16 protein-coding genes are annotated in these 18,221 nt (G+C 66.5%); 4 read left to right on the forward strand and 12 right to left on the reverse strand.

What is annotated here, in order from left to right; all coding sequences use genetic code 11:
* Window positions 1–33: 33 nt before the first annotated feature.
* The 6 genes from rpoD to ACOCMH_RS24555 all read right to left on the reverse strand — a co-directional run bounded on the left by rpoD (window position 34) and on the right by ACOCMH_RS24555 (window position 5,629).
* The gene (gene rpoD, locus ACOCMH_RS24530) at window positions 34–1,998 is read right to left on the reverse strand and encodes an RNA polymerase sigma factor RpoD (RefSeq protein WP_427309500.1); all 1,965 of its coding nucleotides are present in this window, start codon (window positions 1,996–1,998) and stop codon (window positions 34–36) included.
* A gap of 328 nt (window positions 1,999–2,326) precedes the next feature.
* Window positions 2,327–2,785 (reverse strand): Lrp/AsnC family transcriptional regulator, encoded by a 459-nt coding sequence (locus tag ACOCMH_RS24535; RefSeq protein WP_171514477.1) that lies wholly within the window; start codon window positions 2,783–2,785, stop codon window positions 2,327–2,329.
* 53 nt (window positions 2,786–2,838) lie between these two features.
* Window positions 2,839–3,387 carry a cysteine dioxygenase gene (locus ACOCMH_RS24540; protein WP_427309502.1) on the reverse strand — a complete coding sequence of 183 codons (549 nt, stop codon included), beginning with the start codon at window positions 3,385–3,387 and terminating at the stop codon, window positions 2,839–2,841.
* A 199-nt stretch (window positions 3,388–3,586) separates the two neighbouring features.
* Entirely contained in the window at window positions 3,587–4,357 is a 771-nt protein-coding gene (tolA, locus tag ACOCMH_RS24545; protein WP_427309504.1) for a cell envelope integrity protein TolA, read from the reverse strand.
* Between the two features lie 137 nt (window positions 4,358–4,494).
* Window positions 4,495–4,863 carry a VOC family protein gene (locus tag ACOCMH_RS24550; RefSeq protein ID WP_427309506.1) on the reverse strand — a complete coding sequence of 123 codons (369 nt, stop codon included), beginning with the start codon at window positions 4,861–4,863 and terminating at the stop codon, window positions 4,495–4,497.
* A 70-nt stretch (window positions 4,864–4,933) separates the two neighbouring features.
* Window positions 4,934–5,629 (reverse strand): TetR/AcrR family transcriptional regulator, encoded by a 696-nt coding sequence (locus ACOCMH_RS24555; RefSeq protein ID WP_427309508.1) that lies wholly within the window; start codon window positions 5,627–5,629, stop codon window positions 4,934–4,936.
* Between the two features lie 348 nt (window positions 5,630–5,977).
* On the opposite strand from ACOCMH_RS24555, the gene ACOCMH_RS24560 reads away from it, so the two are divergent.
* The 4 genes from ACOCMH_RS24560 to ACOCMH_RS24575 all read left to right on the forward strand — a co-directional run bounded on the left by ACOCMH_RS24560 (window position 5,978) and on the right by ACOCMH_RS24575 (window position 12,075).
* On the forward strand, window positions 5,978–7,702 hold the full coding sequence (locus tag ACOCMH_RS24560; protein ID WP_427309510.1) for an AMP-binding protein: 1,725 nt from the start codon (window positions 5,978–5,980) through the stop codon (window positions 7,700–7,702).
* Window positions 7,703–7,753: 51 nt separating this feature from the next.
* Window positions 7,754–9,361, forward strand: a complete 1,608-nt coding sequence (locus ACOCMH_RS24565; protein ID WP_427309512.1) for a carboxyl transferase domain-containing protein — start codon at window positions 7,754–7,756, stop codon at window positions 9,359–9,361.
* A gap of 31 nt (window positions 9,362–9,392) precedes the next feature.
* Window positions 9,393–11,408 carry an acetyl/propionyl/methylcrotonyl-CoA carboxylase subunit alpha gene (locus ACOCMH_RS24570; RefSeq protein ID WP_427309514.1) on the forward strand — a complete coding sequence of 672 codons (2,016 nt, stop codon included), beginning with the start codon at window positions 9,393–9,395 and terminating at the stop codon, window positions 11,406–11,408.
* Window positions 11,409–11,472: 64 nt separating this feature from the next.
* Complete coding sequence (locus ACOCMH_RS24575; protein ID WP_427309516.1) at window positions 11,473–12,075, forward strand: glutathione S-transferase family protein; 603 nt, start codon at window positions 11,473–11,475, stop codon at window positions 12,073–12,075.
* A 27-nt stretch (window positions 12,076–12,102) separates the two neighbouring features.
* Here ACOCMH_RS24575 and ACOCMH_RS24580 read toward each other — a convergent pair whose 3' ends face one another.
* Genes ACOCMH_RS24580 through cyoA form a run of 6 tightly spaced genes read right to left on the reverse strand, consistent with a single transcriptional unit; the run spans window position 12,103 to window position 18,139 of the window.
* Complete coding sequence (locus tag ACOCMH_RS24580; protein WP_427309518.1) at window positions 12,103–12,399, reverse strand: hypothetical protein; 297 nt, start codon at window positions 12,397–12,399, stop codon at window positions 12,103–12,105.
* Window positions 12,392–14,131, reverse strand: a complete 1,740-nt coding sequence (locus ACOCMH_RS24585) for a nitrite/sulfite reductase (RefSeq protein ID WP_427309519.1) — start codon at window positions 14,129–14,131, stop codon at window positions 12,392–12,394. The genes ACOCMH_RS24580 and ACOCMH_RS24585 overlap by 8 nt, the downstream gene beginning before the upstream one ends.
* Window positions 14,132–14,158: 27 nt before the next feature.
* Entirely contained in the window at window positions 14,159–14,536 is a 378-nt protein-coding gene (gene cyoD, locus ACOCMH_RS24590) for a cytochrome o ubiquinol oxidase subunit IV (protein WP_427309521.1), read from the reverse strand.
* Entirely contained in the window at window positions 14,533–15,165 is a 633-nt protein-coding gene (gene cyoC, locus ACOCMH_RS24595; RefSeq protein ID WP_427309523.1) for a cytochrome o ubiquinol oxidase subunit III, read from the reverse strand. Before cyoC ends, cyoD begins: the two co-directional genes overlap by 4 nt.
* A 2-nt stretch (window positions 15,166–15,167) precedes the next feature.
* Window positions 15,168–17,144 (reverse strand): cytochrome o ubiquinol oxidase subunit I, encoded by a 1,977-nt coding sequence (gene cyoB, locus ACOCMH_RS24600; protein WP_427309525.1) that lies wholly within the window; start codon window positions 17,142–17,144, stop codon window positions 15,168–15,170.
* 2 nt (window positions 17,145–17,146) lie between these two features.
* A complete protein-coding gene (cyoA, locus tag ACOCMH_RS24605; protein ID WP_427309527.1) occupies window positions 17,147–18,139 on the reverse strand; it encodes a ubiquinol oxidase subunit II in 993 nt (330 codons plus the stop codon).
* Window positions 18,140–18,221 lie beyond the last annotated feature (82 nt).

The following is an 18,221-nucleotide window of genomic DNA, read 5'->3' on the forward strand; positions in this document are numbered from 1 at the left end:
AACACTCCTCTGTGCGCGGCGGCGGGGGGCCGCTCAGGCGTCGCGCAGATAGGTGATCAACTGGTCCGCGCGGCTGGGGTGCCGCAGCTTCTTCATCGCCTTGCTTTCGATCTGGCGGATCCGCTCGCGCGTGACATCGAACTGCTTGCCGACTTCTTCCAGCGTGTAGTCGGTCGACATGTCGATGCCAAAGCGCATGCGCAGCACCTTGGCTTCGCGCGGCGAGAGCTCGTCCAGCATCTCGCGCACCACCGCGCGCAGGCCGGCCTGCAGCGCGGCGTCGGCGGGCGTGGCGGTGTCCGAGTCGGCGATCATGTCGCCCAGGCTGGTGTCGCCATCCTCGCCCACCGGGGTCTCCATCGACACCGGTTCTTTCGCGATCTTCATGATCGAGCGGACCTTGTCCTCGGTCATGTCCAGGCGCTCGGCCAGCACCGCCGGATCGGGCTCCTTGCCGGTCTGCTGCATGATCTCGCGCGACAGGCGGTTGAGCTTGTTGATCTGCTCGATCATGTGCACCGGCACGCGGATGGTGCGAGCCTGGTCGGCGATCGCGCGCGTGACGGCCTGGCGCACCCACCAGGTGGCGTAGGTGGAGAATTTCCAGCCGCGGCGGTATTCGAACTTGTCGACCGCCTTCATCAGGCCGATGTTGCCTTCCTGGATCAGGTCCAGGAACTGCATGCCGCGGTTGGTGTACTTCTTGGCGATCGAGATCACCAGGCGCAGGTTGGCCTGCGTCATCTCGTGCTTGGCCTGGCGCATCTGGCGCTCGGCGGCCAGCATCTTGCGGTTGACGGCCTTCAGTTCGGGCAGCGACAGCGCCGCGCGGGCCTGGATGTCGATCAGCTTCTGCTGGTGGGCTTCCAGGTCCGGCAGCGCGCGCGCCACCGCCGCGCTGTAGGGGCGCGCTTCGGCGGCCAGGCCCTGGCCCCAGGCGAGGTTGGTCTCGTTGCCGGGGAAGCGGGCGATGACGTCCTCGCGCTCCATGCCGCAGCGCTCGACCAGCAGCTGGACCACCTGGCGCTCGATCACGCGCACTTCGTCGACCATGCCCTGGACGTTGGCGCACAGGCGCTCGATGGTGCGGGCGGTAAAGCGGATCGTGCGCAGCTCCTCGCGCACCGCATCGCGCGCGGACGCGAACGCCGCCGATGCCGGACCGCCGGCCTCGCTTTCGGCGCGCATGCGCTCGAACTGCTCGGCGACGCGCGCGAAGCGCTTCATGCATTCGTCGCGCAGCCTGGCCAGGTCGGCTTCGGCGCTTTGCTGGCCGCTGCCTTCATCGGCGGTGTCGTCGGCCTCTTCGTCGGCCTCGTCGGTGCTGTCGATGGGGCTGTCGTCGGCGTCGTCCGCGCCGGCCGCCGCCGGCTCGGGGATGCTCTCGTCGCTCAGGCCGTCGACCACGTCGTCGATGCCGATTTCATTGCTGGCGACCTTCTCCGACAGCTCGAGAATCGCGGCGACGGTAAACGGGCACGCCGAGATCGCGTGGACCATGTTGTTCAGGCCGTCCTCGATCCGCTTGGCGATCTCGACTTCCTGCTTGCGCGTCAGCAGCGTGGCCGAGCTCATTTCGCGCATGTACATGCGCACCGGGTCGGTGGTGCGGCCGAACTCGGAATCGACCGTCGCCAGCGCGACCTCGGCTTCCTCTTCGGCCTGCTCGTCGGAGGCCACCGCCGGGCCGTCGCTCAGCAGCAGGGTCTCGGCATCCGGGGTCTGCTCATAGATCTTCACGCCCATCTCGGCGAAGGTGCCGACGATGCTTTCCATCGCGGCCGTGTCCGTGAAGTTCTCGGGCAGGTGGTCGCTGATATCCGCGTGGGTCAGGTAGCCGCGCTGCCTGCCCAGCTGGATCAGCGCGCGCAGCTGCTGGCTGCGTGCGGCGGCTTCGGCCGACGGATCCGAGTGTGCCGCGGCCGCGCTGGCCTGGCCGGTGTCCTTGACTGCTGCTGCTCGTGTTTTGGCTGCCGTTCGTTGTGCGCCACTTGTCATTGACTGCTGTTTCCTTCGTGCATCGCGTTTCGACGGCAGTGCGCACGAGGCGCGCGTGATTCCAACCTGCTGTCAAGGCTCGCGGGGGTTCGGCGGGGGGCGAGGGTAAAAACCGTACGCCGCGGCCGTTTGAATAGGGGCCGCATATTCTACAGCCATTGCTGCGTCGCAGCAGGTTCCTGGCAGGGAAAGCGTGCCGGCAAGTCTGCCGGAACGCGGGGTATTTGCAACAGGATGCGCAAAAAAGCGCGGGGAAAGGCGCTGAAATGGCGGAAATTGCCAGCCGCGACGGGGTCAGGGGCCGTGTCTGGGCCGTATAAGTGAAGCCTCAGGCATAGTCCAGCGGCAAGGCGGTGGTGTACTTGATCTGTTCCATCGCGAAGCTGGAGCTGACATCGGCGAGTTCCGCGCCCTGGATCAGCTTCTTGTAGACCCGGTCATAGGCGGCGATATCGGGCACCACCACGCGCAGCAGGTAGTCCGTGTCGCCCGCCATGCGATAGAACTCGGTCACTTCCGGGATCGACGACACCAGTCCGTGGAACTGCTTGAGCCATTTCACGTTGTGCTGGCTGGTGCGGACGGAGACGAACACCGTGACGCCGGCATTGAGCTTGCCGGCGTCGAGCAGTGCCACGCGCTTGCGGATCAGGCCGGCTTCTTCCAGCTTCTGGATACGGCGCCAGCATGGCGTCGAGCTCAGGCCGACCCGCTCGCCGATTTCCGCCACCGGCAAGGTGGCGTCTTCCTGCAGGATGGCGAGGATCTGTTTGTCGTAGCGGTCCATGGCGCGGGGCGGTCAGTTGAGGGCGCGCCCGCACCAGGTGCGGAGCGGGGCGGCTAGGCGTAGGCGGGCACCAGCAGGTTCACGCCGGTCGCAATATGGTCGCGGCTGACACCGTAGAGATGCAGGGAAACCGCGATTTCGTCGCTGGTATTGCCGAGCGCATGGATGTGCTGCAGGCCGCCCGGCACGCTGAAGGTATCGCCGGCGGTGCGCGTGACGGTGTTGGCATGGCGCGCGTGCCGGCCGGCGGCATCCCACCAGTAGTGCTGCTCGGTCAGCGTGCCGCGCAGCACGCGGTAGGCGCACCAGGTGCGATGGCCATGCACCGGGCTGGCCTGCCCGGGGCGCCATACCAGCACCATGGCGGAGAAGCGTTCCAGCGGATCGCCATAGACCAGGTGCCGGGTATAGGTCTCGGCCGAGCCCAGCAACGCGCCCGGCGGCAACGCGGCCAGCAGCGTGTCGGTGTCGGGCAGGTGCTGCGCGAGGTGGCTGGCGACCATGCGGGCGCTGTGGGTGAAAACGTCGGCCAGGTCGAGCGCCAGCTGGTCGAGCGGGGCGCCAACCGGTCGGGCGGCAGTGAGAGGAGAGGCGGTCGTCATGGCGGGCTCCGTCGGCTTGTTCTTGTCTATTCATGATAGGGACGGGCGGGAGCACAGGCATGCGATTTGTCCTTCCAGGCAAGCTGGAATTGTAATGCCATTCCATCAATATGTGGATTCTTGGAATAATGTTCTATTCAGCCGCAGTTGGTGCGACAACGCACACTACCGGAACCGGCCGCGGCCAGGCGCCGAGGGGCTAGCCGCCCTCGTCCTTGGGCCAGAAGGTGATGAGGATATCGGACGGCGCCACGCCGTTGCTGTCGCGCGGCAGCGGGTCGGACCGCTGTACCGCGCGCAGCACGGCGTTGTCCCAGCCGGCATTGCCACTGGACCTGGCCAGGCGCGCCGACAGCAGTGAGCCGTCGGGCGCCATGTGCACGGCGACCACCGCGGCCGGATTGCCGGCGACGTCCTCGTTGAAGATGATGTTCGGCTTGACCCGCTGGCGCACGCGCTCGGCATAGCCCGAAGACGGCTTCGCCGAGGATCCGGAACCAGCCCCGGCCCGGGCGCTGGCCGCGGCGCCGGGACCCCCCGCCTGCGCGCGCAAGCGGGCCAGTTCGGCCTGGCGCTCGGCATTGCTGGCCTGGCGTTGCGCTTCCATGGCCCGGCGCTGGGCATCCTTGCGGGCCGCTTCGGCGCGGGCCTGGCTGTCGCGCTGCCGCGCCTGCTCGGCCTCGCGCTCGGCCAGCCTGGCCTTGCGCTGCTTTTCCTGCAGCGAGATATCGGCGTCTTCTTGCTCGACCGGCGGTGGCGTCGGCGCCGGCTTGATGGCGGGCTCGGGGAAGGTGGCTTCGGGGACGGGCTCCCACAGTTCTGCCGCAACACCGGTGGGCACGGCGTTGCGCCAGCGCACGCCGTAGTACAGCAGGGCCCCCAGCAGCAGGTGCATGAGCAGGGCCAGCAGGAAGCAGGTCAGCGTGCGCCGCTCGCGCACGGGCTGGTAGGGATAGGCGGCGGTCTGCATGGTCCTTCGATGCGCGGAAACCAGGCCATTTCATTCTATGAGGCGCAACCGCATCAACCAAGCGCAGGACGGGTACAGGCGGCGGGGCGTGGCGGTTGCCGGTGTCTCGCCAAAGACACTGCTAAGCCGGTTCGGCTTCAGCCCCTGGTGAAAATCTCGAGGAAGTGCTTGCTCGGATCCTCGAAGTAGATGCGCCGGCCGCCGTCGTCCGTATTGACCTCGCCGGGCCGGCGACGGTAGGGGTCGGCCCAGTACGCCAGGTTGCGCGCGCGGATGCGGGCAAAACCGTGGTCGAACTCGGCGTCGCTGACCAGGAATGCATAGTGCTGCATGGCAACCTCGCCCTGCGCGTCCATGAAATCGAGGGTGACGCCGTTGTCCAGCGCGACGCCAAGGAAGGGCCCGAACGGCTCGGCCGGCGGGCGGCCCAGGACCTCGCACAGGAAATCCGCGGAGGCCTGCTTGTCCTGAGAGAAGACGATGGTGTGGTTGAGCTGGACGGCCATGTCGCAATCTCCGTGGGGGAACGCCTCCTCCAGCGTACAAGGAATTTGCCGATTTGGCCGAGCGATCCGGTCAGGCGCCGTCCAGCTTGCGCAGCGCCGCGCCGACTTCGCCATGGAAGGCCCGCAGGGCCTCCAGCTCGATATTTGCGGGCTGCAGCGCGGGCCACAGCAAGGCCACCATGCCCGCGGCGGTGGTATCGATATCCACCTCGCGCTCGCGCGCGATGGCATCCCACAGGATATGCTCCATCGGCCCCAGGATCGCGGAGCGCATCAGGCTCAGCGGCAGGTCGGCGCGAATCTCGCCATGTTCGCGGCCGCGCGCGAGCAGGTCCATCAGCGGCGCCGTATAGCGGCGTTGCAGCGGCACGAACTCCTGCCCCAGGTCCGGCCCCTTGGCCCGGCCTTCCGACAGCACCAGCGCGCACAGCCCGGTGCCCTGGATCAGGAACAGGCGCAGGTGCGTCTTCACGTAGAACGCCAGCTGCGCCTTGATGCTCTGGTCGCGCGGCATGCCTTGCTCGATCGTGCCGATGATTTCGTCGTACCAGTCCTCGATCACCCGCACGCACAGCTTGCGCTTGCTCTGGAAGTACGTGAACACCGTGGCCTCGGACACGCCCAGGCGCTGGGCGATCTCGGTCGTGGTGGTTTTTTCGTAGCCCAGTTCGGCAAACACCTCGCGGCTGACACGCAGGATGTCGCGGATGCGTTGTTCCGCCCTGGCGCCGGACGGGGTCCGGCGGGTGGTGGCGATGTCTTCCATGATGTCGGATCCCTGCAAGCGAAGCGCGAAATGTCAGGCCGTGCCCCGGGCGGAGCCCGAACCTGCGGTAGCGCCGGCCCTGGCGGTTGCTGCGCGACGCCGTCACATCGTACTCCATTTTGTCTCGAAGTTGAGTGAGCCTCAAATTAAGGTTGAATTTTCGCCTGAGCCCGTATACCTTTTCGTCATTCCGATGTGACGAGACTGGAAATCGCCTAGCCATCCGGCAGCACTCAATAGCAGCTTATCGGGGTTAACCCCCAATTCTGGGCAGGATCACCCCGACGATATTCGTGTTCTTGAGTTACGCTCAACTCAAGTCGAAACCGAAGCGCTTTGGAGACAACGATGAAGATGCAGGGAGATCCGCTTCCCACCATTCTGCCGATCGGCGGGCTGTCGCATGTCCGTGGCGACACCAGCATTGCGCTGTCCGAGCAGACCGTGTCGGCGCTGCTGGCGCAGACCGTGGCAGCGTTCCCCGAACGCGAGGCCGTGGTATTTCGCGAACAGGGCGTGCGCTGGAACTGGCGCGAGTTCGCCGAAGCCATCGATGCGCTGGCCGCCGGGCTGCATGCGCTGGGCCTGGCCAGGGGCGATCGCGTCGGCATCTGGGCGCCCAACCGTGTGGAATGGCTGGTGACGCAGTTTGCCACCGCCCGGCTGGGCCTGGTGCTGGTCAACATCAATCCGGCCTACCGGCTGGCGGAGCTGGAGTACGCGCTGAACAAGGTCGGCGTCAAGGCCATCGTCGCCGCCGAGGTCTTCAAGACCTCGCGCTACCTCGAGATGCTGCAGGCGCTGGCGCCGGAGCTGGCCACCAGCGCAGCGGGCACGCTGCAGGCCGCGCGGCTGCCGTCGCTGCGATGGGTGATCCGCATGGGCGAGGGCGAGACCCCGGGCATGATCCGCTATGCGGACGTGCTGGCCCGTGGCGCCGGCGTGGCGCGCGCGGAGCTCGATGGCATCACGGCGCAGCTGGACCGCTATGACCCGATCAATGTGCAGTTCACCAGTGGCACCACCGGCGCACCCAAGGGCGCCACGCTGACACATCGCAATATCGTCAACAACGCGCGCTTCATCGCCATGGCGATGCGCTTCTCGGAGCAGGACAAGCTTTGCATCCCGGTGCCGTTCTACCACTGCTTCGGCATGGTGCTGTCGGTGCTGGCCTGCGTCTCGACCGGCGCGGCAATGGTGTTCCCCGGCGAGGCCTTTGACCCCGAGGCCACCATGCAGGCGGTCAGCGAGGAGCGCTGCACCGCGCTGCACGGCGTGCCGACCATGTTTATCGCGCAGCTGGACCACCCGCGCTTTGCCGACTACGACTTCTCGTCGCTGCGCACCGGCATCATGGCCGGGTCGCCGTGCCCGATCGAGACCATGAAGCGCGTGGTGGCACAGATGCATATGTCCGAGGTGACGATCGCCTACGGCATGACCGAGACCAGTCCGGTGTCGTTCCAGAGCAGCACCACTGATCCGCTCGACAAGCGCACTACCACCGTGGGCCGCATCCAGCCGCACCTGGAAGTGAAGATCGTCGACGCCACCGGCGCGACCGTGCCGGTCGGCGAGAAGGGCGAGCTGTGCACGCGCGGCTATTCCGTGATGCTCGGCTACTGGGATGACGAGGCCCGCACCGCCGAAGCCATCCGCGACGGCTGGATGCACACCGGCGACCTGGCCACCCTCGACGAAGAGGGCTACTGCAATATCGTCGGCCGGGTGAAGGACATGCTGATCCGCGGCGGCGAAAACATCTACCCGCGCGAGATCGAGGAATTCCTGTTCCGCCATCCGAAGGTCCAGGCGGTGCAGGTGTTCGGCGTGCCCGACGCCAAGTACGGCGAGGAGGTCTGCGCGTGGATTGTGCTCAAGCCCGGCGAGAGCGCCACCGAAGACGAGATCCGCGCCTTCTGCCGCGACCAGATCGCGCATTACAAGATCCCGCGCTACATCCGTTTTGTCGAAGAGATGCCCCTGACCGTGACCGGCAAGGTGCAGAAGTTCGTGATGCGCGACCAGATGGTGCGTGAACTGAACCTCGATGAATCCAGGACCGCCTGAGCGCGCCTGAGAAACAACGCAAACACCAATAACCGACTGCCCGAGGCCCATATGGCGGCAATTGAAACCAAGCTGAACGCCCGCTCCGAGTCGTTCAGGACCAACGCGCAGGCCATGCAGGCACTGGTTGCCGACCTGCAGGCAAAGATCGCGAAGCTGGCCGAAGGCGGCGGCGCCGACGCGCGCGCCAAGCACCTGTCGCGCGGCAAGCTGCTGCCGCGCGAGCGCGTGCAGCAGCTGCTCGACCCGGGCACGCCGTTCCTCGAGTTGTCGCAGCTGGCCGCGTACGACATGTATGACGACGCCGCGCCCGGCGCCGGCATCATCACCGGCATCGGTCGCGTGGCCGGGCAGGAATGCGTGATCGTCTGCAACGACGCCACCGTCAAGGGCGGCACGTATTACCCGATGACGGTGAAGAAGCATGTGCGCGCGCAGGAGATCGCCGAGGAGAACCACCTGCCGTGCATCTACCTGGTCGATTCCGGCGGCGCCAACCTGCCCAACCAGGACGAGGTGTTTCCTGACCGCGACCACTTCGGCCGCATCTTCTACAACCAGGCCAACCTGTCCAAGCGCGGCATCCCGCAGATCGCGGTGGTAATGGGCTCGTGCACCGCGGGCGGCGCCTACGTGCCGGCGATGAGCGACGAATCGATCATCGTCAAGAACCAGGGCACCATCTTCCTGGGCGGCCCGCCGCTGGTGAAGGCGGCCACCGGCGAGGAGGTCAGCGCCGAAGACCTCGGCGGCGCCGACGTGCATACGCGCCTGTCGGGCGTGGCCGACTACTTCGCGCAGAATGACCACCACGCGCTGAGCCTGGCGCGCAATATCGTGCAGCACCTGAACCGCCGCAAGCCGGACCAGATCCGCCTGCACGAGCCAGTCGAGCCGCTGTATCCGGTGGAAGAGCTGTACGGCGTGATCCCGACCGACACGCGCAAGCCGTACGACGTGCGCGAGGTAATTGCACGCCTGGTCGACGGCTCCGAGTTCGACGAGTTCAAGGCGCGCTACGGCACCACGCTGGTATGCGGCTTCGCGCGCATCTGGGGTTATCCGGTGGGGATCGTCGCCAACAACGGCATCCTGTTCTCGGAGTCGGCGCTCAAGGGCGCGCACTTTATCGAGCTGTGCTGCCAGCGCAAGATCCCGCTGGTGTTCCTGCAGAACATCACCGGCTTCATGGTGGGGCGCAAGTATGAGAACGAAGGCATCGCGCGCAACGGCGCCAAGATGGTGACCGCGGTGGCGACTGCGCAGGTGCCCAAGTTCACGGTGATCATCGGCGGCTCGTTCGGCGCGGGCAACTACGGCATGTGCGGGCGCGCGTATTCGCCGCGCTTCTTGTGGATGTGGCCGAACGCGCGCATCTCGGTAATGGGCGGCGAGCAGGCCGCGAGCGTGCTGGCGACGGTGCGCCGTGACGGCATCGAAGCCAAGGGCGGCCAGTGGAGCGCGCAGGAAGAAGACGCCTTCAAGCAACCGATCCGCGACCAGTACGAACACCAGGGCCACCCGTACTACGCCAGCGCGCGGCTGTGGGACGACGGCGTGATCGACCCCGCGCAGACGCGCACGGTGCTGGGGCTGGGGCTGTCGGCCAGCCTCAATGCGCCGATCGACGAGATGAAGTTCGGCGTGTTCCGCATGTAATCGTGGCATGTCACAACGACTAGGAAGCTCAATGTTCAACAAGATCCTGATCGCCAACCGCGGTGAAATCGCCTGCCGCGTGGCCGCCACCTGCCGCCGGCTGGGCATCCGCACCGTCGCGGTGTATTCCGATGCGGACGCCGAGGCGCGCCATGTCGCCTTCTGCGACGAGGCCGTGCATATCGGCGGCGCCGCCGCGCGCGACAGCTACCTGCGCGCCGACCATATCATCGAGATGGCGAAGGAGGCCGGTGCCCAGGCGATCCACCCGGGCTACGGCTTCCTGTCCGAGAACGAAGCCTTCGCCGAGGCCTGCGCTGCCGCCGGGCTGGTCTTCATCGGCCCGCCGGCGTCGGCGATCCACGCGATGGGCAGCAAGAGCGCGGCCAAGCAGTTGATGGAAAAAGCCGCGGTGCCGCTGGTGCCGGGCTACCACGGCGAAGACCAGGATCCGGCGCTGCTGCGCCGCGAGGCCGACCGCATCGGCTACCCGGTGCTGCTCAAGGCCAGCGCGGGCGGCGGCGGCAAGGGCATGCGCGTGGTCGAGTCGGGCGACGGCTTCGAGGCCGCGCTGGCGTCGGTCAAGCGCGAGGCGTCGGCCAGCTTTGGCGACGACAAGGTGCTGGTCGAGAAATACCTGACGCGCCCGCGCCATATCGAGATCCAGGTGTTCGCCGATACCCACGGCAACTGCGTCTACCTGTTCGAGCGCGATTGTTCGGTGCAACGCCGGCACCAGAAGGTGCTGGAGGAAGCCCCCGCGCCGGGCATGACCGAGGAGCGCCGCCGCGCCATGGGGGAGGCGGCCGTGGCCGCAGCCAAAGCCGTGGGCTATGTCGGCGCCGGCACGGTCGAGTTCATCGCCAACCAGGATGGCTCGTTCTACTTCATGGAGATGAACACGCGCCTGCAGGTGGAGCATCCGGTCACCGAGATGATCACCGGCCAGGACCTGGTCGAATGGCAACTGCGCGTCGCCGCCGGCGAGCCGCTGCCGCTCACGCAGGAGCAGCTGCGCATCGATGGCCATGCGCTGGAGGCGCGCATCTACGCCGAGAACCCCGACAAGCAGTTCCTGCCATCCACCGGCACGCTGCGCTTCCTGCGCACGCCGCCGGCGGTGCAGTTCATGCGCGGCGACGATGCGCACGGCCCGGCCGGGGTGCGCATCGACGCCGGCGTGCGCGAGGGCGACACCATCAGCCCGTTCTACGACCCGATGATCGCCAAGCTGATCGTCTGGGGCAAGGACCGCGACGAGGCGCTGGCGCGCATGCGCCAGGCGCTGGCGGCCTACCACGTGGTGGGCCTGTCGACCAACGTGGCGTTCCTGCAGCGGCTGGTGAAGTCGGAAGCGTTCCGCACCGCCGATCTCGACACCGGCCTGATCGCGCGCAACGAACAGGTCCTGTTTCCGCCGCCGGCGCCGGTCGGCATGGAGCTGATCGCGCTGGCGACCGCCGCGCTGCTGGCGCGTGAAAACAACGAGCGCCGCATCGATGCCGCCGACCCGCATTCGCCGTGGACCCACGCCGGCGCGTGGCGGCTGAACGGCGCCGTGTCGCGCATGCTGCGCTTCGGCTATGGCGAACAGGTGCTCGAGGTGACGCTGAACAGCAACGAGCGCGGCAGCACGCTGATCTACGCCGACCAGGCCGCGCCCTTCGCCTTTACCTGCCACGCGGACGATATCCGCATCAACCTCGGCACCCGGCGCACGCACGGGCAGGTCCATCTGGATGGCGACGAATTCCATGTCTTCCATGGCGGCCGCCACGCCACGCTGGCGTGGGTCGACCCGCTCGCGCACGCCGGCGAGGCCGAAGGCGAGGGCGGCAAGCTGACCGCGCCGATGCCGGGCAAGGTCATCGCCGTGATGGTCGAGGCCGGCAGCACGGTCGCGCGCGGGGCGCCGCTGCTGGTGATGGAGGCGATGAAGATGGAGCACACCATCTGCGCCCCGGCCGACGGGGTGGTCAGCGAGGTGCTCTACGGGATCGGCGAGCAGGTTTCCGAGGGGGCGCAGTTGCTCGCGTTCAGCGCCTGACGGCGCCGAGTCAGTGCTATCCTGCTGCCTCCCATCCATAGGGCCAAGGTGCCAGGAGGACGGTATGACCATGACGCTTTACTACAACCCCCAGAGCCGCGCGTCCGTGGCGCGCTGGATGCTGGAGGAGGTTGGCGCGGACTACGCGTTGCAGCATATCGATATCGCCAAGGGGGAAAGCCGTTCGCCGGCTTTCCTGGCGATCAATCCGATGGGGAAGATTCCCACGCTGGTACTGGATGACGGCACCGTGCTGACCGAGAACGGCGCGATCATTGCCTGGCTCGCCGACGCCTATCCGAAAGCAGGACTGATGCCGCCGCCGGGCTCGTCGGCCCGCGGCACGGTGCTGCGATGGCTGTTTTTCTGCGGCAGCTGTTTCGAACCCGCACTGACCGACCGCATGATGCGCGCGCAGGCGCCGCTGCCCAAGCAGACCGTCGGCTGGGGCGATTACGACGAAGTCATCGGCGCCATCGAAAAGGCCCTGTCTCCAGGCCCCTTCGTGCTCGGCGACACCTTCAGCGCCGCCGACGTCTATCTCGGCGCGTCGCTGGCGTGGGCGGGGCAATTCGGCGCGCCGCGCGTTGGCGACAGCCGCTGCATCCAGGACTACGTCAAGCGCATCACGGCCCGCGACGCGTTCGTGCGCGCAGCACAGGGCTAAGAACGCCGGCCGGCGCGGCTGCGGCACTCATGCCGGCGCGATCCTGCCCCCGCTGAATGGGGACAGTGTGCTCCGGTACTTTTCCCAGAGTTCGAGCAGCATGGGCTCCGACGGGGGCGTGAACTCGAAGCCGGCGACGTTGCCGAAGACCTCGACGACGCGCGCCCTGAACGAAGCCGGGTCGGGCGCCGGCTTCGGTGACTGGCGCGCGGGATCGATGATCGTATGCAGCTGCTCGCCCGAGAGCGCGGCGACGGCGGACCACAGGTCTTCAGGGCCGGCGTTGCACGGGTCCGGCGCGGCGGAAGGGGCATGGTCAGGCATTCGCGGTCTCCTGGCGAGCTCGACGCGCACCGGTGGCCGGATCCGGGTAGACCGCGCGCTGGAATGGTTCGATGCCGATCCGGCCGACCACGTCGACAAAGCGCTCGGCTTCGCTGTCCCGGTGCAGCAGATAGGTCTCGATCAGCCGTTCGACCACATCCGGCACCTGTTCCTGGGCAACCGACGGCCCGATGATGCGGCCGATGGCCGCGCCGCCGGCGGCCACGCCGTCCGCGCGGCCCTGGCCGTCGCCGCCGTTCTGCCGGCCCCCGATGGTGATCTGGTACCAGGCTTCGCCGGCCTTGTCGACGCCGAGGATGCCGATGTGGCCGATGTGGTGGTGGCCGCAGGAGTTGATGCAGCCGGAGATGTTCAGGTCCAGTTCGCCGATGTCGTGCACGTGGTCGAGGTCGTCGAAGCGGTCCTGGATGGCCTGCGCCAGAGGGATCGAGACGGCATTGGCCAGCGAGCAGAAGTCGCCGCCGGGGCAGGCGATGATGTTGGTGATCAGGCCCACGTTGGGCGTGGCCAGCCCGGCGGCGTCCAGCTCGCGCCACAAGGCGTGCAGGCCGCTGCGGCGGACATCGGCCAGGACCAGGTTCTGCTCGTGCGACACGCGCAGTTCGCCGAAGCCGTGGCGCTCGGCCAGGCCGGCCATGATTTCCATCTGGTCGGCGGTGATGTCGCCGGGCGCCTGGCCCGACGCCTTCAGCGATGCCGTGACGGCGGCGTAGCCGGGCACCCGGTGCGGATGGACATTGCTTCTCAGCCAGAGGCGGAAGGCGCGGTCGGTCTTCGCGAGTTCGGCTGACACGTCCGGCTCATCGGCGGCAGCGGGATCATACGGCGGCGTCGTGAAGCGCCCGGCGATGGACGCGACAAAGTCCTCGGATACCGTGTCCGCGCCGCCGCGGATTCGTTGCCATTGCTCCGCCACCTGCGCCCGGAACACTTCCGGGGTGAGGTCCTTCACCAGGATCTTGATGCGCGCCTTGTACTTGTTGTCGCGCCGGCCGTGCAGGTTGTAGACGCGCAGCGTGGCCTGCAGGTAGGTCAGCAGGTCCTGCCAGGGCACGAAGGGATGGATCAGCTTGCCCACCATCGGCGTGCGGCCCATGCCGCCACCGACCCAGACCTTGAAGCCGGTCTGGCCGTCCTGTTCAACGGCCTGCAGCCCGATGTCATGGACGCCGACCGCCGCCCGGTCCGTGCGCGCGCCACTGATGGCAATCTTGAACTTGCGCGGCAGGAAGGCGAACTCGGGATGCAGCATCGACCACTGCCTGACGATCTCGCACCACACCAGCGGATTCACCAGCTCGTCGGGCGCAATGCCGGCAAAGTGGTCAGTGGTGGTATTGCGGATGCAGTTGCCGCTGGTCTGGATCGCGTGCATCTGCACCGTGGCCAGTTCGGCGAGAATGGCGGGCGCATCCTCCAGCCGCGGCCAGTTGAACTGCAGGTTCTGGCGCGTGCTGAAGTGCCCGTAGCCGCGATCCCAGCGGCGCGCGATTTCCGCCAGCTTGCGCAACTGCCGCGAGGCCAGCATGCCGTAGGGAATCGCCACGCGCAGCATGGGTGCATGGCGCTGGATATAGAGGCCGTTCTGCAGCCGCAGCACGCGGAATTCATCTTCGCTCAGCTGGCCGTCCAGGAAGCGGCGGGTCTGGTCGGCGAACTGCACGACACGTTCGTCGACCAGCTTCTGGTCAATGGCGTCATAGACATACATGGTGGAAAGCCTCCTTGCGCGCAAGCGCTAGTCTTTTGCCCGTGCCCGTTCGACGGACATGTCGGTCGGCATCATGTTGATGTCGGCGTTGTGCATCACCCATAACGAACCGGCCACGACGATGACGATCAGGAAGCCGGTACAGGCAAAGATGGCGGTGTTGCCGCGCTGGCCGGGACCGGTGCCCAGGTGCAGGAAGTACACCAGCTGCACCAGCAGTTGCGCGACACAAAGGCCGACCACCAGCGCAATCGCGGCCGGCGTTGGCAGGGATCCGGTCATCACGGCCGCAAACGACGCCATCGTCAGCGCGACCGACAGCAGCAGTCCGATGGTGTAGCCGCGCGCGCTGCCATGCACCGCGGGCTGGTCCGCGTGCACGGCATGCAGATGGGACGGTTTCATGCGAACTCCCGCAAGTAGACAAAGGTAAAGACGCAGATCCAGACCAGGTCCAGGAAGTGCCAGAACAGGCTCAGGCAGGCTAGGCGGCGGCGCACGATATCGTCCAGCCCGAAATGCCTGATCTGGTGGATCATCACCGCAAGCCACAGCAGGCCTGACGTGACATGTAGCCCGTGCGTGCCGACCAGCGTGAAGAAGGCCGACAGGTAGGCGCTGACACCGGGACCCGCGCCCTGGTGCAGCAGGTGCGCGAACTCGTAGACCTCCATGACGATGAACAGGGCGCCGAGCGCGAAGGTCAGCGCCAGCCAGCGGATCATCCGCGGCGCGTCGTCGGCGCCCTGCCTGAGCATGGCCAGGCCGAAGGTATAGCTGCTCAGCAGCAGCACCATGGTTTCGGCGAACACGAACGGCAGCTCGAACAGTTGCCGCCCGCCGGGGCCGCCGGCCGTGTTTCCGGACAGCACGCCGAAGGTGGCGAACAACACCGCGAAGATCAGGCAGTCGCTCATCAGGTAAAGCCAGAACCCCAGCGGGGTGTGCGCGCCGGCTTCGTGATGGTGGTGCGCGGCGTCATGGGCCGCCTCATGCCCGGGATGGTGCAGGGTAGGGGAGAGAGTCGGAGTCATGGTCAGGCAGCTTCCTGCAGTTGTGCAAAGCGCGCGCGTTCGATCCGCTCGACTTCGGCGGCTGGCACGTAATAGTCCACGTCGCGGTCATAGCTGCGCAGGACGAAGGTCGCGATGGCGCCGACCAAGCCGGCGACGGCAACCAGCCACATATGCCAGACCAGCGCGAAGCAGCACAGCAGCCCGAACGCCGACACGATGAAGCCAGCCGAGGTGTTGCGGGGCATGTGGATGTCCTCGTAGCGCGCGGGCTGGCGCCATGCGCGGCCGGCTTCCTTGTCGTCCCAGTGCTGTTCCAGCGAGGTGATATGCGGCACGTGGGCGAAGTTGTAGAACGGTGCGGGCGAGGCGGTCGACCATTCCAGGCTGCGGCCATCCCACGGGTCGCCGGTCAGGTCCTGGTTCTGCTTGCGGTCGCGGACGCTGACCGCGAACTGCACCATCATCGCCAGGATGCCGGCGCCGATGACGAAGGCGCCCACCAGCGCCACCACCAGGTAGGGATGCCAGTCGACGTTGGCATAGTGGTTCATCCGGCGCGTCATGCCCTTGAAGCCGAGCACGTAGAGCGGCATGAAGGCCAGGAAGAAGCCGGTCAGCCAGCACCAGAACGACACCTTGCCCCAGAACTCGTTCAGCTTGAAGCCGAACACCTTCGGGAACCAGAAGCTGATCGCAGCCAGGCAGCCGAACAACACGCCGCCGATGATCACGTTATGGAAATGCGCCACCAGGAACAGGCTGTTGTGCAGGACGAAGTCGGCGCCGGGGACGGCAAGCAGCACGCCGGTCATGCCGCCGACCGCGAACGTCACCATGAAGCCGATGGTCCACATGGTCGAGGTATGGAAGCGGATCCTGCCGCGGTACATGGTGAACAGCCAGTTGAACAGCTTCACGCCGGTGGGGATCGAGATGATCGAGGTCATGATGCCGAAGAAGGCATTGACGTTCGCGCCGGAGCCCATGGTGAAGAAGTGGTGCAGCCAGACGAAGAACGACAGCACCCCGATCGACGAGGTGGCGTACACCATTGACTTGTAGCCGAACAGGGGCTTGCGCGAGAACGTGGCAATGATCTCGGAGAAAGCGCCGAACGCCGGCAGGATCAGCACGTAGACCTCCGGGTGGCCCCAGATCCAGATCAGGTTCACGTACATCATGGCGTTGCCGCCCAGCTCGTTGGTGAAGAAATGCATGCCGAGGTAGCGGTCGGCGGTGAGCAGCGCGAGCGTGGCGGTCAGTACCGGGAAGATCGCCACGATCAGGATGTTGGTGATCAGCGCGGTCCAGGTGAAGACCGGCATCTTCATCAGGGTCAGGCCCGGCGCGCGCATGCGCAGGATCGTGACGATGAAGTTGATGCCGGTCAGCGTGGTGCCCAGCCCCGATATCTGCAGGGACCAGATGTAGTAGTCAACGCCTGGCGTGGGGCTATAGCCCAGCTCGGACAGGGGCGGGTAGGCAACCCAGCCGGTGGCGGCGAAATCGCCGACGAACATCGACAGCATCACCAGCACCGCGCCCATCGCCGACATCCAGAAGCTCAGCGAATTGACGAACGGGAAGGCGACGTCGCGCGCACCGATCTGCAGCGGCACGATCACGTTCATCAGGCCGAGCACCAGCGGCGTGGCCACGAAGAAGATCATGATCACGCCGTGGGCGGTGAAGATCTGGTCGTAGTGATGCGGCGGCAGGTAGCCCGCGGCATCGCCATACGCGAGCGCCTGCTGCACGCGCATCATGATGGCGTCGGCGAAGCCGCGCAGCAGCATCACCAGCGCCAGGATGATGTACATCACGCCGACCTTCTTGTGGTCGACGGAGCAGATCCAGTCGTTCCACAGCGTCTTCCATTTGCCGTAGTAGGTGATGGCGCCCATCAGCGCCAGACCCAGCACGGCGACGACGGCCAGCGTCCCCATGATGATCGGCTCATGGAGGGGGATGGCGTCCAGGTTGAGTTTTCCAAGCATTCTTATTGCTCCATGCGGCCAGCGGGCGCCGGCGGGACGCTCTGGAAGGCCTGCAGAGACTCCGCGGTGTCCGCGCGGCAGACCTGGCCGTTTGCCAGCATGTATTTGTCGACGACCTGGTCGAACAGCTTCGGCGCGACGGCGGCGTACAGCGTCACGGGATCCTTGCTGCTGGGCCGTTCAAGCGCGCGATAGGTGTTCAGGTCCAGCGCCTGGGACGAAGCGCGGGCGGCCTGAATCCAGGCATCGAATGCCTCGCGCGAGGTCGCCACGGTCTTGAAGTGCATGTCCGAGAAGCCGGCGCCGCTGTAGGCAGCAGACTGGCCGAGATAGGTGCCCGGCGTGTCGGCGATCAGATGCAGGCGGGTCTGCATGCCCGCCATGGCGTAGACCATGCTGCCGAGCTGCGGGATGAAGAACGAATTCATCATCGATTCCGCGGTCAGGCGGAAATTGATCGGCGTGCCGACCGGGATCGCCAGTTGGTTCAGCGACGCGACGCCGTACTCGGGATAAATGAACAGCCATTTCCAGTTCAGGGCGATCACGTCGACCTGGACCGGCTTGACCTGCGATTCCAGGGGCCGATAGGGATCGAGCTTGTGCGTCGAGTCCCAGATCAGTACGGCCAGGCAGGCCACGATCACGCAGGGGATGCCCCAGACCACGACCTCGATCCTGGTGGAGTGCGCCCATTTGGGGGCATAGGCGGCGCTCGTATTGGTTTCACGGTAGCGCCATGCAAACCATAGCGTCAGCACGATCACCGGTATGACGACCATCAGCATGACGAACAGGGAGACCAGGATCAGCGACTTTTCCTGTTCGCCGATGCTGCCCTTGGGGTTGAGCAGTTCGAGGTTGCAGCCACTCAGCAGCGCGGCCAGGCAGGCGCTCAGCAGCAGGGCGGGGATGCGGCGCTGCGGGCCGGGGAGTGAGGGCGAGGGCGGGCCTTGTCGATGCTTGTCTGCCGGCCCGGCAATAGGATTGTTCATTTCGGACACCTTGGTTACGGATCACCGAAGGCACCCAACCCCGCTCCGATTCAAGCGCTGTCTCAGCCCCGCGCGAGCCTGG

Origin of the sequence: Cupriavidus sp. H39, assembly GCF_050271075.1 — a bacterium.
Lineage (GTDB): Bacteria > Pseudomonadota > Gammaproteobacteria > Burkholderiales > Burkholderiaceae > Cupriavidus > Cupriavidus necator_B.

What these genes read in the sequence shown, in the direction of transcription:
- rpoD (WP_427309500.1), bottom strand. Translation starts at nt 1,998, where the DNA reads ATGACAAGTGGCGCACAACGAACGGCAGCCAAAACACGAGCAGCAGCA.
- ACOCMH_RS24535 (WP_171514477.1), bottom strand. Translation starts at nt 2,785, where the DNA reads ATGGACCGCTACGACAAACAGATCCTCGCCATCCTGCAGGAAGACGCC.
- ACOCMH_RS24540 (WP_427309502.1), bottom strand. Translation starts at nt 3,387, where the DNA reads ATGACGACCGCCTCTCCTCTCACTGCCGCCCGACCGGTTGGCGCCCCG.
- tolA (WP_427309504.1), bottom strand. Translation starts at nt 4,357, where the DNA reads ATGCAGACCGCCGCCTATCCCTACCAGCCCGTGCGCGAGCGGCGCACG.
- ACOCMH_RS24550 (WP_427309506.1), bottom strand. Translation starts at nt 4,863, where the DNA reads ATGGCCGTCCAGCTCAACCACACCATCGTCTTCTCTCAGGACAAGCAG.
- ACOCMH_RS24555 (WP_427309508.1), bottom strand. Translation starts at nt 5,629, where the DNA reads ATGGAAGACATCGCCACCACCCGCCGGACCCCGTCCGGCGCCAGGGCG.
- ACOCMH_RS24560 (WP_427309510.1), top strand. Translation starts at nt 5,978, where the DNA reads ATGAAGATGCAGGGAGATCCGCTTCCCACCATTCTGCCGATCGGCGGG.
- ACOCMH_RS24565 (WP_427309512.1), top strand. Translation starts at nt 7,754, where the DNA reads ATGGCGGCAATTGAAACCAAGCTGAACGCCCGCTCCGAGTCGTTCAGG.
- ACOCMH_RS24570 (WP_427309514.1), top strand. Translation starts at nt 9,393, where the DNA reads ATGTTCAACAAGATCCTGATCGCCAACCGCGGTGAAATCGCCTGCCGC.
- ACOCMH_RS24575 (WP_427309516.1), top strand. Translation starts at nt 11,473, where the DNA reads ATGACCATGACGCTTTACTACAACCCCCAGAGCCGCGCGTCCGTGGCG.
- ACOCMH_RS24580 (WP_427309518.1), bottom strand. Translation starts at nt 12,399, where the DNA reads ATGCCTGACCATGCCCCTTCCGCCGCGCCGGACCCGTGCAACGCCGGC.
- ACOCMH_RS24585 (WP_427309519.1), bottom strand. Translation starts at nt 14,131, where the DNA reads ATGTATGTCTATGACGCCATTGACCAGAAGCTGGTCGACGAACGTGTC.
- cyoD (WP_427309521.1), bottom strand. Translation starts at nt 14,536, where the DNA reads ATGAAACCGTCCCATCTGCATGCCGTGCACGCGGACCAGCCCGCGGTG.
- cyoC (WP_427309523.1), bottom strand. Translation starts at nt 15,165, where the DNA reads ATGACTCCGACTCTCTCCCCTACCCTGCACCATCCCGGGCATGAGGCG.
- cyoB (WP_427309525.1), bottom strand. Translation starts at nt 17,144, where the DNA reads ATGCTTGGAAAACTCAACCTGGACGCCATCCCCCTCCATGAGCCGATC.
- cyoA (WP_427309527.1), bottom strand. Translation starts at nt 18,139, where the DNA reads ATGAACAATCCTATTGCCGGGCCGGCAGACAAGCATCGACAAGGCCCG.